Genomic DNA, 15,882 nt, shown 5'->3' with positions numbered 1-15,882 from the left:
GGAAGGCGCGGCGACGCCGGAGGTTCGCCGCGGTGCGGCCACCCGTGTGTTCGTGCCCACACGCTTCCCGCAACAACTCTTCCTATATAGAGTTATGGGCATGACGCGGTCCCGACGCCCGTCGGCGCAGACCATCGCGGTGGTACTGGCGCTGGCCGAAACTCCGGCTGCCTGGCGGTACGGCTATGAGCTGTGCCGCGAGCTCGACCTCCAGGCCGGGTCGATGTATCCGATCCTGATCCGGTTGACCGACCGCGGGCTGTTGGAGGCCGCGTGGGAGACCGACGCGCCGGCCGGTCGACCGCCCCGGCACATGTACCGTCTGACCGGTCCCGGCGTGGCGCTTGCCACCGAACTCGCCGAGCAGGCGCGCGGCACGGTCACCAACCCGGCCGGGTTGCGACCGCGGTGGGAGGGCGTATGAACCGGGTGGGCCTGCTGGGCGCGGCGTCGGTGTTCGCCGCCGTGGACGCGGGGTACGTGCTGCTGCTGAGCTGGGGCAGTCCACCGGCGCCGGGAGAGGACCTCTGGTCGTACACGGTGACCAGTGCCGTTCTGGCGACGCCGGCGGGGCTGGCCGGTGCGCTGCTCTGGATCACCTGGTGGCTGCGGACCGGTGTCCGGCTGGCCGCCATGGATGCTCCGGAGCGGCTGTTGACCGCCGCGGTGGCGACGTTGCCGGCGCATCGCCGCGACTGGGGCAGGGCGATGACCGCCGAGCTGGCATCGGTGTCGGACCGCCGGGAGCGCCGGCGGTTCGCGATCGGCTGCGCCCGCACCGCGGTGTTCCCGCCGAGCGGACACCGGACACCGGCACTCGCGGTCGCGGCGCTGGCCGCGGCGGCGGTCGCGGGCACCGGGCCGGCGGTCGGTCACGCGCTGCCCGAACTGCGGGTCTTCGCGGTGACGTTCGTCGCGCTGGTCGGCGCCCTGGCCACCGTCGCGGTCGCCCGTGCCCGGCGGCCGCACCGGTCGGCGCCCGGCCTGCCGACCATGTTCACCGGGCTGGCGGGCGTGGCCGCCTGCATCGCCGTCACCGGCTACTCCCTGGGAACCGACGCCTCCGTCGCGCTGTCTCCGTCCACCGCCGTGACCCTCGCGGTCCTGCCGGCTGTGGGCCTGTGGCTCTCGCTCATCCCGCCGCGGGCACTGACCACCAGCCGCCGCGCCCGCCGGGCCGGCCTCGGCGTCGGAGTCGCGATCGCCGGCGGCCTGCTCCTCAACGCCCGGCTCAACGACATCGGCGCCGGTCAGAGCATCGGCCTCTACGTGCTCGCCGTCCCGGTCGTGACCCTGTTCACGGCGTCGCTGCTGGTCGCGTGGGCCGACCACTCGTTCCGGGCCGGGGTCCAGGTCGCGGTGTGGGCCGTCGTGACCACCTGCCTGCTGAGCTTCACCGTGTACGTCACAGAGGCATTCCGCTACTCCCGAGCCGGCGTGCATCCCATCGACGGGGATCCGCTCTCCGGTCCCGCCGGCACCGGACTTGGCGAGGCCATCGGATGGGTGCTGGTCTATGTACCGGCGTCGGCGTTGCCCTTCGCGATCTTCGGGGCTTTCCTGGGCGCCATCGACACCATCGTTCCCCGTACCGCCGCCGCTTCGCCCCCGCAGTGGACGCACCGCGGCCCGTGACCTGCTCGATGGACGTGGCCCGCCCCACCCGCGCGTGACGAGGAACCGCCCCATCGCCGGCGCATGACGCCCTATGCGAACCGGTCGTGGTCGTCGAGGACTTCGGCGATGACCCGCCGATGGGTCTCGGCCCGGGAGGGGGCGGTCGCGAGGGTCTCGGTGAGGACCAGGAGCGCCTTCCACAGGGCCCAGCCGCGGGCGCGCGCCCAGGTGCCGTCGTCCTGCCGGACCGTCCTGCGGAACGCCTCGCGGCCGGCGCCGGAGAACATGGTCCAGGCGATGACCAGGTCGCAGGCGGGGTCGCCGACACCCGAGGTGCCGAAGTCGATCACGGCGCTGAGTTCACCGCCGTCGACGAGGAGGTTGCCGGATGCGATGTCGCCGTGGAACCAGACGGGTTCGCCGTGCCATTCCGCGGCGACGGCGGCGTCCCAGACGGCTGCGGCCCGGGCGGTGTCGACATGGCCGTCGAGCAGGGACAGGCAGCGGAGGGTCTCGTCGCCGTAGTGGGCGGGCGACGCCCCCCGGTACCAGCTGTGCGGGCCGGCGGGCGGGCCGCCGATGGGGTCGCAGCCCTGAAGGGCGAGGAGGAACTCGCCCACGGTGGTGGCGAATCGGGCGGGGTCGCCGATGCGCTCGGCGGCGGCCGTCGCGCCGGGCAGCCAGCGGCGCACGGACCAGGGGAAGGGGTAGCCCTCGCCCGGGACTCCCATGCCGAGGATGGGCGGTACGGCGACGGGCAGTGAGGGCGCGAGCCGGGGCAGCCACTCGTTCTCCTTGGCGACCGCGGGAACGTATCCGGCGGCGGTGGGGAGACGGACCGTCATGGCGTCGCCGAGGCGATAGGTGCGATTGTCCCAGCCGTCGACCTCCACCGGGGTGACGGGCAGATGGGCCCACCGCGGGAACTGCGCCGCGAGCAGGCGCTTGACCAGGGAGGCGTCGATTCCGGCGCGGCCGTCGGGCGGGGTCGTGAGCATCCGGCGATGATCACCCGCCGTGCCCGCCGGAGGCAACGGGTTATCGCCGGGGTGGGGCGCCGGCGGGCCGGGAGGGGGGTGGCCCGGCCCGCCGGCGGAGCGGAGTGTGGTCCGCTACGGGGTGATGGTCCAGTTCTCGATGTATCCGGTGTCGAGTGCGACGGTGTCGCGGACCCGGAGCTTCCATGTGCCGTCGATCGTCTCGGCGGAGGCGTCGACGGTGAAGGTCTGGTCGACGTTGTCGGCCGAGCCGCCGGTGCGGTTGAGCAGCGAGTAGACGGTGCCGCCGGGTCCGACCAGGTCGACGGTGAGGTCACCGCGCCAGGTGTGGACGATCTTCACATGGACCTGGGTGACGGCGGAGGCGTGGCCGCCGCGGCCCGTCACGGTGATCGGCGACTCGACGGCGGCTCCGGCGTCGGGGATGTCGACGCGGGTGCTGTTGCCGTAGACGTAGGCGACCGTCCAGGTGAAGCCGGTCGAGGCGGTGTCGCCGGTGCTGTCGGTGACGGTGACCGTGACCTCGTGGGTGCCGGTGGAGTTCGGGGTGCCGGAGATCAGGCCGGTGTCCCCGTCCAGGGTGACACCGTAGGGCAGGCCGGTGGCCTCGTACTCCAAGGTGGCGCCGGCGTTGCTGCTCGTGGCCTCGATCTGCAGGGACACCGTCTGGCCGACCCCGCTGATCTGGTCCCCGGGCGGGATCAGGTCGATGCCGTCCACGATGCGCCGGCCGACGTTGACGGCCGCCCAGGTGTTGGCGACGGTGACGTATGTCGGGCTGTAGGCGCCGAAGAGGTCGGCCGCGGCCTGGAGGGTGGCGGTGCGGGCCCCGGCGTAGTCGGTGGTGGAGGTCATGTAGGTGGTCAGCGCGCGGTACCAGACGGCGGCGGCGTCGGACGCTCCGATGCCGGGTACCGGGACGCCGTCGTAGGTCGGGCTGTCGTAGGCCACGCCGTTGATGGTCTTCGGGCCGCTGCCCTCGGCGAGCAGGTAGAAGAAGTGGTTGGCCGGTCCCGACGAGTAGTGGACGTCGATGCCGCCGAGCGAGGACGACCAATAGTCGTGGGAGTCGCCGTCCTTGGAGGGCTTGTCCATGTAGCGCAGCGGGGTGCCGTCGCCGTTGATGTCGATCTCTTCCCCGATGAGGTAGTCGGGGGTGTCGGCGGCGAGGTTCGCGTGGAACTCGACCATGGTGCCGAAGATGTCGGAGGTGGCCTCGTTCAGGCCGCCGGACTCACCGCTGTAGTTGAGGTCGGCGGTGGCGCTGGTGACGCCGTGGCTCATCTCGTGTCCGGCCACGTCGACGGCGGTGAGGGGGTGGGTGTTGCCCGAGCCGTCGCCGTAGGTCATGCAGCGGCAGGTGTCGCTCCAGTAGGCGTTGACGTAGTTGCTGCCGTAGTGGGTGCGGCTGTAGCGGCCGTCGCCGTCGTTGTAGATGCCGTTCCGGCCGAAGGTGTCCTTGTAGTAGTCCCAGGTGGCTCCGGCGCCGAAGTGCGCGTCCACGCCGGCCGACTGGCGGTTGGCCACGGTGCCGTCGCCCCAGACGTCGTCGGCGTCGGTGAAGAGGGTGCCGGTCCCGGAGGAGGTCGTGTTGTTGAGGTCGGTGGTGTAGTGGCCGCCGCGGGTGCCGTCCCGCAGTTCGTAGCCGCTGCCGGACTGCGTGGTGCCGAGGGGCACGGTGCCGACGAACGCCCCGGTGCCGGTGCCGGTCTTGACGCCTTCGGAGCGGGACAGCTCCTTGCCGCTGCGGGCGTCGGTGACGACGTGCAGTTCACTGGGGGTGCCGTCGGCCTGGGTGGCGGTGACCACGGTCTCCCAGGCCAGCGAGGGCCGGCCGGTCTCGGCCCAGACGACCAAGCGCGGATCTCCGGCGGCACGGGGCGTGCCCTTCCCGCGCGCGGTCGCGGCGAGGGCCTTCTTCTCGGCCGCGGCTGCCGTGACCGCGGGGTGCGTGCCGGGCACGGACAGGGGCGCGTCGGTGGCCCGGTCCTGTGTGAGGCGGCCGCCGGCGCGGTGGACGACGAGGTCGCCGCCGAGCACGGGCAGTCCCGCGTAGGTGCGTTCGTACCGCGTGTGCACGGTGCCGTCGGCGTCCTTGACGACGTCCTTGACGACGAGCTTCTCCTTCTGCCCCAGGCGCAGCGTCCTGGCGGTCGCGGGCGCCGCGGAGGCCGCCTCGCGGATCAGGGACGCTCGGGCGGACGGGGAGAGGCGCGCGGGGAGCGCGCCGGTGTGGGGGGATGCGACGATCGTTGTCGTGCCCCGCTCCGGGCCGGTGGCGATCGCGGTTCCCGACGGAAGCGCCGCGCCGAGCAGTGCGGCGGCGCCCGTCAGGGCGACGGCTGTGGCCCGGGTGTGACGGGGCAGGGTGCGTAAGAAGGACAAGGGGGTTCTCCTCCTGCGATGGTCGGCTGACGGTGGCCGTGCGGTCCCGCGGGCGGGGTGGGCCGGGCGGGGCGGGGTTCGCAGTGCGGGGACGACGCTGTCCGTGCGCGGGTGCGTGCACAGCGTGACATCGGGCGGTGACTCTTGTCATGGCAGCAACAAATCTTGTCCGAAAGTGATCAGCGTTCCCGCCGCGTACCGGACATCGCCGGCGGGACGCCACAGCGGCACGCCGGTCCGTGCCGGTCTGCCGCGGGACCCGCCCCCGGAGGTACACGGCTGGGAGGCGCCGGTGGGTGGGCGGGTGGGTGAGTGCGGGTTCGTCTCGCTCCCTTCGGTCGCAAAGCGGCGGGCTGCGGATGGGAGGGTGGGGGCGGGGCCCTTGTGGCGGTGTGCGGGTGGGGGCGGGGCGAGTGTTCAGGCTCCGGAGCGGGGTGCGTTGTTCATGGGCGCGGGTCTCGTTGCCGTCCGCGGGTAGAGATGACCGCTTCCACGCCATCGGTGCGTGGTGGGCGCGCCCGCCGTAACCGGCGTCTGCGGCTGCTTCGGTGTGCTGTTGAGCCGTTGACGGAACATCGGGCTCGCTTTCGCCGATATGTTCGGCGGAACAGAGCCCGATCTTTGGGCCGGGCAAGATCGGGTCCGCTTTCGCCGACTATGTCTGCGAAACAGAGCCCGATCTCGGAAATCGACCCGCCGAACCCGTTGCCTACAGGGGAATTACCCGCAGACGCCGGTTACGGCGGGCGCGCCACCCACGGAGGGTGGGCGTGGCCACCGGCCATCTCTACCCGCGGACGGCAACGAGACCCACGCCACCGGAGAGGGAACCCGCTCCGGCGCCTGAACCCCGCCGACCGCCAACCCGCACAGCGGCGACGGCCCGACACCCCCACCCTCCCCATCCGCAGCCCGCCGCTTTGCGACCGAAGGGAGCGAGACGGCGGGACAGCCGACCACCGGCATCCCCCGCCCCGGCCTTCGGACCCGGCATGACTGGTGCCCCTACGACCCTCACGCGGCCGGGCGCACGATCGACGCCCGGCAGCGGTCCGCTCGACAACCGACAGTCCACGCCGACGGGGCGCGACAACCACGCCGGAGGCGGCCTCATCGGCATGGGCCGTGGAGACCATCGGTCCGGCCCTCAGGTGGCCGTGGCGGCCGCCGCCGCGCGCCCGGCCTGGCGGCCCGAGAAGAGGCAGCCGCCCAGGAACGTCCCCTCCAGGGAGCGGTAGCCGTGGACGCCGCCGCCGCCGAAGCCGGACACCTCACCGGCCGCGTACAGGCCCGGGACCGGATTCCCGTCCGCGTCCAGGACCCGGCCCGACAGGTCGGTCTGGAGGCCGCCGAGCGTCTTGCGGGTGAGGATGTTGAGGCGCACCGCGATCAGGGGCCCGGCGGAGGGGTCCATGAGTTTGTGGGCCGAGGCGGTGCGGCTGAGGAAGTCACCGGGATACGCGAGTGCGTTGCGGATCCCCATGACCTGGGCGTCCTTGCTGTAAGGGTTGTCGATCTCACGGTCCCGGGCGTCGATCTGCCGCTTGAGGTCGGCCAGGTCGATCAGTTCCTCGCCGGTCAGTCGGTTCATGCCGGCGACGAGCGCGGGCAGCGAGGAGGAGACGATGAAATCGGCTCCGTTCTTCTTGAACCGCTCGATCGGCTCCGGGGTCTGCCACAGGCGGGACAGGGTGAGTGGGATGTCCTTGTTGGTGAGGTCCGGGTTCTGCTCCGAGCCGGAGAGGGCGAACTCCTTGGCCAGGATCTTCTGGGTGGTGACGAACCACGAGTAGTCGTATCCGGTCGCGGTGATCGCCCCGAGCGTGCTGAGGGTGTCGTACCCGGGGAGGTCGGGCGCGGAGAAGCGTTTGCCGGTGGCGTCCAGCCAGAGCGAGGAGGGGCCGGGGAGGATGCGGATGCCGTGCTTGGCCCAGATCGGGGCGTAGTTCTGCAGGCCCTCGGTGTAGTGCCACATGCGGTCCGGGTTGACGATCCGCCCGCCGGCCCGCTCGGTGATGGCGAGCATGCGGCCGTCCACGTGCTCGGGCACCCCGGAGATCATGTTCCTGGGCGGAGCGCCGAGCCGGGCGGGCCAGTTCTGGCGCACCAGGTCGTGGTTGGCGCCGATGCCGCCCGAGGTCACGATCACGACCGGGGCGCGCAGCTCGAAGTCACCGACGACGGTGCGTGAACTACGGGTGCCCCGCGGTGCGTTGCTCGGCTCGAGCACGGCTCCGCGCACCCCCGTGACGGCGCCGCCGGTGCGCACGAGCTCGTCGACGCGGTGCCGGAACCTGAAGCTCACCAACCCCCGCGCGGCGGCGGCGCGCACCCGCTTCTCGAAGGGCTCGACCACGGCGGGCCCGGTCCCCCAGGTGACATGGAAGCGGGGCACCGAGTTGCCGTGCCCGTCCGCGAGGCCGCCGCCCCGTTCGGCCCAGCCGACGATCGGGAACCAGCGCACGCCCTGCTGGTAGAGCCAGGACCGCTTCTCCCCCGCAGCGAAGTCGACATAGGCCTCCGCCCACTTGTACGCCCAGTGGTCCTGGCCGCGGGGGTCGGCGACGCCGCGGTCGAAGCCGGCCGCGCCCTGCCAGTCCTGCCACGCCAGGTCGCGGGAGTCCTTGATGCCCATCAGCCGCTGCTCCGCGGAGTCGACGAGGAACAGCCCGCCGAAGGACCAGAACGCCTGGCCGCCCAGGTTGGTCTCCGGCTCCTGGTCGAGCAGAAGCACCTTGCGCCCCTTGTCCGCCAGTTCCGCGGTCGCGACCAGGCCCGCCAGGCCGTGGCCGATGACGATCACGTCGGCGTCCTGGGCCGCCGCGGCGTGGGCGGGGACCGCCTGGGCGAAGGCGGTCGCGCCCGCGAGCACACCGCCCGCCGCCGTCAGGACGCGGCGGCGGCTGGGCATGACGGGGTCGGTCTCTCTCTCCATGGCGTGCCTTCCGGAGGCTGCGGGGGGATGCGCGAAGGGTGTTGCCGGGATGACCTTGCTGTTACCTTCGGTAGCCGACAGGTAATCAGGTGGTCATGACAATGCGGTAGTGGCCGGCCGCCAATGCGCGCGCGGCTCGTTGTAGCCCGGCCACAGCGCGCGAACACCGAAGGAGCGGAGCTCTTGACGGTCACTCACCAGCCCGAACCCGTGGCCGGGATCCTCCGGGGCATGGCCGGCGACGCGGACGTACGGGGTGAGCTCGTGCACGCCGCCCGGACCCACTCCCCCGACGTGGCCCGGCTCGGCGAGGCGGAGACCCGGCGGCACGTCACCGCCATCGTGGCCGCGGCCGGCCCGTGGCTCGGCACCTTCGACCGGGTCGAGGGACAGGACTTCGCCGCCGCCCTGCTGCTGGGCACCGACCGGGCGGAACAGGGCGTCCCGATGACCTCGGTGCTCCGCGGCGTCCAGGCCGCCCTCACCCGCACCGTCGAGATCACCGTCGACCGCAGCAGGTCCGCCGGGGTGCCCGACGGCGCGCTGCTCTCCGCGGTCCTGCGGCTCAAGGAGTACGGCGATGCCGTCGAACGCAGCGTGATCAACGGATACCGCGCCGCCGAGCGGGACGCGCCGCCCGCGCCCGACGGCATACGGGCGCGGCTCCTGCGCCGGCTCCTGGTGGGAGGCGCGCCCCCGGCCGCCGACGACCTCGCACCGGCCGGACTCGCGCGCGGCGGGGTCCACCACTGCCTCGTCTCCGACGTGCGGGACGGCGCGCACGCCCGCCTCCTCGCGGACCGGATCGCCGCGCTGCGCGGGATCGCCGCGCGGATCGAGGGCCGCCAAGTGGGACTGCTGCCGCGGATGCCGTCGGGCGGGGAACTCGGGCCGGCCGGCGCGGCCGGGCTCGTCGTGCTCTCACCGGCCGTTCCCCTCGACCGGTTGCGCCCGGTCTACCGGCTCTGCGTCCGCGCGCTGGACGCCGGAGGGCGGCGCGGACGGCTCGGGGTGCGGGAGCTGACCGACTTCGCCGGTGAGATCGCCACCGGGGAGCAGCCGCTGCTGGGCTCGTTCCTGGCCGCCCGGCTCCTCGGCCGCCTCGACCGTTCGGACGCCTTCCACCGCCAACTCGCCCTCACGGCACTGGCGTTCCTGGAGCACGGGCGACGTCTGGACCAGACATCGGCGGCGCTGTTCACCCACCCCAACACCGTCCGCTACCGGCTCGGCCGGCTGCAGCAGATCACCGGCGAGCCGCCCGTCGACGGCGCGTCCGGGCCGCTGGCCACGCTCCACTGGTGGTGGGCGCTGACGACATGGCTCGGGCCCGACCGCGTACCGCCCTTCGCGGGTGATGGGCCGCGCGGATAGCCGCGATGCCGTCCCGCCTGTCCGCGCGGCCTCTCAGCCCGAAGCCGGATCCTGCGCCGTGTCGGCGTCGCCCTTCCGGCGGCGGGCCAGGAGGTGCCGCGTAGCGGCCTCCCCGGCGAGGATGCCGAGCAGGCCGACGAGGGAGATCCAGGGCGGGGCCGGGGATCTGACGCCCATGAGCCAGTACAGGACGCCCGCCAGGAGACCGACACCGAAGGACAGAAGGCAGTTGGTGAGCAGGCTCCTCACGCGACCCACTCCAGCACGGCGTAGCCGATCAGCATCCCGGCCAGGCCGATGAGGCAGATGAACGGCGGCGCGGGAGAGGTGACCCTCAGCAGCCCGTACAGGATGCCGACGACCAGGCCGGCTCCGAAGGACGCGGCGTAGCCCACGCCGACCCCTTTCCTTTTGCCAGATTCGGGAATTTCATCCCTTTCTAGCAGCAAGGACCTCGGCTGAGCGCGCCGCGCGGCGTCAGGTGAGCCAGTCCGTGTAGTGGGTACCGCCGATGCGCGCGTCGGCCGGGGCCGTGATCGCGTCCTCGGGGACGGCGGCGAAGATACCCGCGGACTCGTCGACGACGACGTGACGGTCGTCGTGGTGGGCCCGCAGGGTCAGCCTGCCGATCTCGTCCAGGGTGTAGACGTCGGGACCCGCGACGTTGAGGGTGCCGTTCAGCGGGGGGCCGGTCGCGACACCCGCGAGCGCATCGACCACCTCCGCGACCGCGATCGGCTGGATCCGGGTCGTCGGCAGGCGGACCGTGTCGCCCTCGCTGGTCCAGTCCATGATCCTCTCGATGAACTCCATGAACTGGGTGGCACGGACGATGGAGTACGGAATCGGGCCGTTCGCCAGCAGATCCTCCTGGAGGATCTTTGCGGTGTAGTAGTCCACGTCGGTGACGCGGTCGATGCCGACGATCGAGAGCAACACGATGTGACCGACACCGGCATCCGCGGCGGCTCGCAGGAGGTTCTCCGTCGTGGAGTGGAAGAAGGGCCCGGCCTCCGCGTCAAAACTCGGCGCGTCGATGGTGTTGACCACGACGTCTGCGTCCTCCAGTGCGCCCCGCAGCCCATTTCCCGTCAAAAGGTCGACGCCGGAGGACCTGTCGTGCGCGCCGACCTCGTGGCCCATCGCCGTGAGCCGGTCCACGAGCCTGGATCCGACGAAGCCCCTGCCACCGATGACCGCGATCTTCATGGCTGTGGTTCCTTCCGGTGCTGTGCCGGGTGTGGGTCGCCGCCGGGCGCCGGACCCGAGTGCTGGTACGGCGGGGCCCGGGACGTCACCGGGGGCGCTCCGGGACGGGGACAGGTGCCGCCCGCCGGGCGGCGAACCGAAGGGGGCGCCCCAGTCCCTGTGTGCCCCGCGCCGCGGGTCCTTGAGGGTGTCCCGTCGGCGTGCCAGTGGCTCCCGGTCCACGCACGTACGTTCGTACGCGGGAGGCCTCTCCCGCTCCGCAGGCGGCGCCCACCCGTTCGCGGCGGGCCCGTTGCCGTCCTCATTCCATGCTAGCCCGGTGACCGAAGGGACCGCGCGGCGTGCCGTCGTCGGGCGTCGCGATGCAGCCCGGGGTCGCCCTCAGCCCTCGTGACCCGGAGGAAGGCGGCGGGGCCGTGGTCGGGTGCGGGTTCGTCTCGCTCCCTTCGGTCGCAAAGCGGCCGGCTGCGGATGGGGAGGGTGGGGGCTCGGGGCCGGTTGGCGCTGTGCGGGTGGGTGCGTGGCGGGGGTTCAGGCGCCGGAGCGGGTTCCCTCTCCGGTGGCGTGGGTCTCGTTGCCGTCCGCGCGTATAGATGGCCGGTTGCCACGCCCACCCTTCGTGCGTGGCGCGCCCGCCGTAACCGGCGTCTGCGGGTAATTCCCCTACAGGGATCGGGTTCGGATTTCCGAGATCGGGCTCTGTTTCGCCGACATAGTCGGCGAAAGCGGACCCGATCTTGCCCGGCCCAGAGATCGGGCTCTGTTCCGCCGAACATATCGGCGAAAGCGAGCCCGATGTCCCGTCAACGGCTCAACAGCACACCGAAGCAGCCGCAGACGCCGGTTACGGCGGGCGCGCCCACCATCCACCGATGGCGTGGAAGCGGCCATCTATACCCGCGGACGGCAACGAGACCCGCGCCCATGAACAACGCACCCCGCTCCGGAGCCTGAACCCCCGCCACGCACCCACCCGCACACCGCCACAAGGGCCCCGCCCCCACCCTCCCCTCCGCAGCCCGCCGCTTTGCGACCGAAGGGAGCGAGACGACGCGACAGCCGAAAACCCGCAGTGCCGCCCGTCCACCCACCGAGACCCACCCACCCACCGGCGCTTCCCAGCCGCACACCCGGGGTCCGCTCGAGGACCCACAGCCCGCGCCGGCAGGGCGCGACAACCACGCCGCAGGCGGCCTCATCGGCGAGGGCCCGCCGCGACCGTCGGTTCCGGCCCGGTCCCGGGCGGCGCCCCTCCCGCCGTCCGCGCCCCGACTTCCGCACGTTAACGCGTGGTTGACGAATCCAAACCCGTCAGGCCGCGGTACGGGCGTGGGAAAGATCACCTCGCGTGCCCGCACTCCACGCGCGGGATTCGGGCCAGGATGCCAGCCGCCCCCACCCGGGCAGCCAGGAACCGTCCGCGGGCCGACCCGGCCCCACGGAAGAGCCAGGGAATTCCTTGAGACCATCACCCAGACGCCGGGGCGTGTTCGTCGCCGGAGTCGTCCTCCTGTCGTTGGCACAACCCACCGTCGTGTCCGCAGCCCACGCCGCGGCGCCCGCGGCCACCGGCTCCGCCGCCCCGGCCGCGCAGCGCAACGTGCCGCCGGGCGTCCACTCGATCACCCTGATCACGGGTGACATCGTTATCACCCGTCAGTCCGGTGCGTCCGGAGGCACCGTCGAGGTACGCGGCGCCGGCGGCACCAAGGCACGCGCGCACATCATGGAGTCGGGCGGCGACCTGTACGTCTATCCCGAATCCGCCCTCCCCTATGTCGCGGCGGGCACGCTGGACAGGCGCCTGTTCAACATCAGCGAGCTCGTGGCGGACGGCTACGACGACGCGCACCGCGACCAGCTGCCGCTGATCGTCTCGTATGGCACGCAAGCCTCCGGGCTGCGATCGGCGACGCCCGCCGGTGCCACCCGGGTCCGGGACCTCGACAGCGTCCGGGGTGCCGCCCTCACCGAGGACCGGGACCGGTCGGCCGACTTCTGGCGGTCCGTCACCACGCCGTCCGGCGCGGCATCGAAGGCCGTGGCAGGTGCCTCCGACGGCGGTCCCGCCTTCGGCTCCGGCATCGCCCGCATCTGGCTGGACGGCAAGGTCGAGGCCGATCTCGCCGACACCACCGCCCAGATCGGCGCACCGCGGGCGTGGTCGGCCGGCGACACCGGAAAGGGCGTCGACGTAGCCGTCCTCGACACCGGCGTCGACGCCGGGCACCCCGACCTGACCGGCCGGATAGCGGCCACGCGCAGTTTCGTCCCGGACGAGGACGTGACGGACCGCAACGGCCACGGCACCCATGTCGCCTCCACCATCGCCGGCACCGGTGCCGCCTCGGACGGCAGGGAGAAGGGCGTCGCCCCCGGCGCGGACCTCCGCATCGGCAAGGTGCTCTCCGACGCGGGCTCGGGCCAGGACTCCTGGGTGCTGGCCGGCATGGAGTGGGCCGCGGTCGACCAGGACGCGGACATCGTCAGCATGAGCCTCGGTTCCGAGAATCCGTCCGACGGCACCGACCCCCTCAGCGCGGCGGTCGACCGCCTGAGCGCGCAGACCGGCGCGCTGTTCGTGATCGCCGCCGGCAACACGGGCACCCCGGGCGGCATCGGCGGCCCGGGCGCGGCCGACGCCGCGCTCACCGTGGGGGCGGTCGACTCCTCGGACGACGTCGCCTGGTTCTCCAGCCAGGGCCCGCGCGTCGGCGACGGCGGGCTCAAGCCGGAGATCACCGCCCCCGGTGTCGACGTCCTGGCGGCCCGCTCGCAGTACGCGCCGGAGGGCGAGGGCAGCTACCAGACCCTGAGCGGCACCTCGATGGCCACCCCGCACGTCGCGGGCGCGGCGGCCCTGCTCGCGGCCGCCCGTCCCGGGCTGAGCGGCGCCCAGTTGAAGGACCTGCTGGTCAGCAGCTCGAAGCAGACCCCGCAGTACGACGCCTTCCAAGCGGGCAGCGGCCGGGTGGACGTACCGTCGGCGCTGGACGCCGGCGTCTTCGCCTCCGCGACGGCTTTCGCCGGACAGGCGGAGGCGAGCGGCGGCGCCGCCGCGGTCCGGCGCCCGGTCACCTACACCAACACCGGCGGCTCCCCGGTGACGCTCGCCCTGTCCGTCCAGGCCCCGAACGCCCCTGCCGGACTCTTCTCGTTGTCCGCGTCCCAGGTCGTGGTGCCCGCGCACGGCACCGCCGAGGTCACGGTCTCGATCGACGGCTCGAAGGCGACGGGGAACGGCCGCTGGTCCGGCCAGGTCGTCGCGGCCGACACGGCGGGGAAGACGGTCACCCACACCGCGGTGTCGCTCGGCGACGCCGCCCACAAGCTGACGCTGGTCCTGAAGGACAGCCAGGGCCGGCCCATGTCCGGGGTCGTCGAGGTGCTGCGCTCCGGTGACTTCGACCCCGGGTTCTACATCGTCGACCAGACCGGGCGGCTGGAGACCTGGCTCCCCGACGACGTCTACTCGGTGCTGTCCTTCAAGGACGTGCAGGGTGTCCACGGTCCGCACTCGATGGGGATGGCCCTGCTCGGTGACCCCGAGGTCGTCATGGACCGGGACCGGACGGTGAACCTGGACGCGTCGAAGCTGAAGCGGGTCGAGATGACCACGCCGCAGCCGACGGAGGCGACCTACCAGCGCCTGGAGTACAACCGCTCGATGGGCGGCGGCACCTGGCGCGACTACATGGAGACGCAGACCAGCTACGACAGCCTGTGGGCCCAGCCCACCACGCACAAGGTCACCCACGGCGACTTCCACCTGGGCGCCCGCTGGCGCAAGGAACAGCCCGCGCTCTCCGTCAGCGCCGGGAACGACGCCTTCACCGACGTCCTGCGGCAGGAGGACGTCACCCCGCTCCCGCAGGGCCGCCACTCGCTCCGGCTGCTGGCCGCGGGTGACGGCGCGAGCGCGGACTACGCCGGACGCGACGCCCGGGGCAAGGCGGTGGTCGTCCGCCGCAACAGCGCGGTCGGCGACGCCGAACAGGCCGCCGCGGCGGTCGCGGCGGGGGCCCGGCTCCTGCTGGTCGTGAACGACCAGCCGGGACGCCGGTTGCGGAGCTACACCGACGACCCCTTCACGCCCGCACGGATCGACGTGGCGCTGCTCAGCACGGACGAGGGCGAACGGCTGATGCGCCGCGCCTCGGCACGTGGCGCCGTGCTGAAGGTGGACTCGCAGCCGGTCAGCCCCTACGTCTACGACCTCATGTGGACGTGGCACAACGAGATCCCGGGCGACCTCGTCGTCAAGGGCGGCCCGAAGAACCTGGCCCGGGTGGACGTCACCTTCGACAGCCCGGACCCGGCGACCGGCGGCGGTGAGTTCCGCTTCGACTGGCCCGTGTACTCCAACTGGGGCATCGGCCTCACGATGCGGGAGCCGGTGAACTCGCGGCGGATCGACTGGGTCTCCACCGGACCCGGCTACTCCTGGGGCCAGGAGGCGTACATCGACGGCCTGCTCTACGAGATCGAGCCGCGCACCACGTACCGGCCGGGCAGCACGCACGAGCAGGAGTGGTTCAAGCCCGTCGAGCGGCCGCACCTCAACAACAACTACAAGCTGCCGACCCGCAGCGGGAGTTGGCTGGCCTTCGACATCCCCGCCTGGGGCGGCTCGGACCACGTCGGCATGTCGATGGACTACCAGCGCAGCCGTCAGACGCTCACGCTCTACCAGGGCGGAACGCGTCTGGGCCAGAGCACGACCAACACCAGCATGGGGGGCACCGCCCCCGGTGCGGGCCGGCTGCCCTACCGCCTGGTGCTGGACGCGAGCCGGGACGCCTCGGTGAGCCCGTACTCCTCCACCACGCACACCGAGTGGGAGTTCACGTCCAAGGCGCCGGAGGGCGACGACGCGGCGGTGCTGCCGCTGCCGCAGATCGACTACGGCATCGCCACGGACACGGAGGGCCGGGCGCCGCGGACCGCCTCGCTGTCCGCGACCGCCGCGCATCTCCCGGGGGCCGTCGGCGCGGGCACCCTCTCACCCGTCACCCTGGAGGTCTCCTACGACGACGGACGCACCTGGCGGAAGACCGCCTGCGGGCACGACGGCCGCTTCAGGCTGTCCGCCCCGAAGGGGGCCCGGTTCGTCTCGCTGCGCGCCCGGGCGCACGACTCGGCCGGCAACACGGTCACGCAGACCGTGAACCGGGCTTTCGGGCTCCGCTGAGGCGGAACGGGTTCTGATCGCCGCCGGTGGGGGCGGGCCGCTCCGGGCCCGCCCCCACCGGCGTCATCGGGGCCCCTACACTCCCGCACCGGTCACCGCCCGGTCCCGGCGGTGGTGCCGGGAACACCGGGACCCCGTGGGCGAAGGCTCACGGGGTCCCGGGGCGCCGGCGG

10 protein-coding genes are annotated in these 15,882 nt (G+C 72.7%); 4 read left to right on the top strand and 6 right to left on the bottom strand.

The features are described from left to right. The first annotated feature begins 100 nt into the window (after positions 1–100). Both AB0F62_RS26070 and AB0F62_RS26065 read left to right on the top strand, forming a co-directional pair. Complete coding sequence (locus AB0F62_RS26070) at positions 101–424, top strand: helix-turn-helix transcriptional regulator (protein WP_361803821.1); 324 nt, start codon at positions 101–103, stop codon at positions 422–424. Further along, entirely contained in the window at positions 421–1,635 is a 1,215-nt protein-coding gene (locus AB0F62_RS26065) for a hypothetical protein (protein ID WP_361803818.1), read from the top strand. The genes AB0F62_RS26070 and AB0F62_RS26065 overlap by 4 nt, the downstream gene beginning before the upstream one ends. 71 nt (positions 1,636–1,706) lie before the next feature. Here AB0F62_RS26065 and AB0F62_RS26060 read toward each other — a convergent pair whose 3' ends face one another. From AB0F62_RS26060 to AB0F62_RS26050, 3 genes are all read right to left on the bottom strand, one after another. Continuing rightward, positions 1,707–2,615, bottom strand: a complete 909-nt coding sequence (locus tag AB0F62_RS26060) for an aminoglycoside phosphotransferase family protein (RefSeq protein ID WP_361803815.1) — start codon at positions 2,613–2,615, stop codon at positions 1,707–1,709. Between the two features lie 114 nt (positions 2,616–2,729). Beyond that, positions 2,730–5,000, bottom strand: a complete 2,271-nt coding sequence (locus AB0F62_RS26055; protein ID WP_361803812.1) for a M4 family metallopeptidase — start codon at positions 4,998–5,000, stop codon at positions 2,730–2,732. Between the two features lie 1,147 nt (positions 5,001–6,147). Further along, positions 6,148–7,935, bottom strand: a complete 1,788-nt coding sequence (locus tag AB0F62_RS26050) for an FAD-binding dehydrogenase (protein WP_361803809.1) — start codon at positions 7,933–7,935, stop codon at positions 6,148–6,150. Between the two features lie 183 nt (positions 7,936–8,118). Here AB0F62_RS26050 and AB0F62_RS26045 point away from each other — a divergent pair, with 183 nt between their 5' ends. Then, positions 8,119–9,309, top strand: coding sequence for a helix-turn-helix domain-containing protein (locus tag AB0F62_RS26045; RefSeq protein ID WP_361803806.1), 1,191 nt, complete (start codon positions 8,119–8,121; stop codon positions 9,307–9,309). A gap of 33 nt (positions 9,310–9,342) precedes the next feature. Here the strand turns inward: AB0F62_RS26045 and AB0F62_RS26040 are convergent, their stop codons facing one another. From AB0F62_RS26040 to AB0F62_RS26030, 3 genes are all read right to left on the bottom strand, one after another. Beyond that, positions 9,343–9,558 carry a DUF1427 family protein gene (locus AB0F62_RS26040; RefSeq protein ID WP_361803803.1) on the bottom strand — a complete coding sequence of 72 codons (216 nt, stop codon included), beginning with the start codon at positions 9,556–9,558 and terminating at the stop codon, positions 9,343–9,345. Beyond that, on the bottom strand, positions 9,555–9,704 hold the full coding sequence (locus tag AB0F62_RS26035; protein WP_361803800.1) for a DUF1427 family protein: 150 nt from the start codon (positions 9,702–9,704) through the stop codon (positions 9,555–9,557). Before AB0F62_RS26035 ends, AB0F62_RS26040 begins: the two co-directional genes overlap by 4 nt. A gap of 82 nt (positions 9,705–9,786) precedes the next feature. Further along, the gene (locus tag AB0F62_RS26030) at positions 9,787–10,518 is read right to left on the bottom strand and encodes an NAD(P)H-binding protein (RefSeq protein WP_361803797.1); all 732 of its coding nucleotides are present in this window, start codon (positions 10,516–10,518) and stop codon (positions 9,787–9,789) included. A 1,534-nt stretch (positions 10,519–12,052) separates the two neighbouring features. Between AB0F62_RS26030 and AB0F62_RS26025 the strand changes: the two genes are divergently transcribed. Next, a complete protein-coding gene (locus tag AB0F62_RS26025) occupies positions 12,053–15,709 on the top strand; it encodes a S8 family serine peptidase (protein WP_361803794.1) in 3,657 nt (1,218 codons plus the stop codon). Positions 15,710–15,882: the final 173 nt, after the last annotated feature.

This window comes from Streptomyces sp. NPDC026673, assembly GCF_040638135.1.
In the GTDB taxonomy this organism is placed as follows: domain Bacteria; phylum Actinomycetota; class Actinomycetes; order Streptomycetales; family Streptomycetaceae; genus Actinacidiphila.
This window is presented reverse-complemented; position numbering and strand designations above follow the sequence as displayed.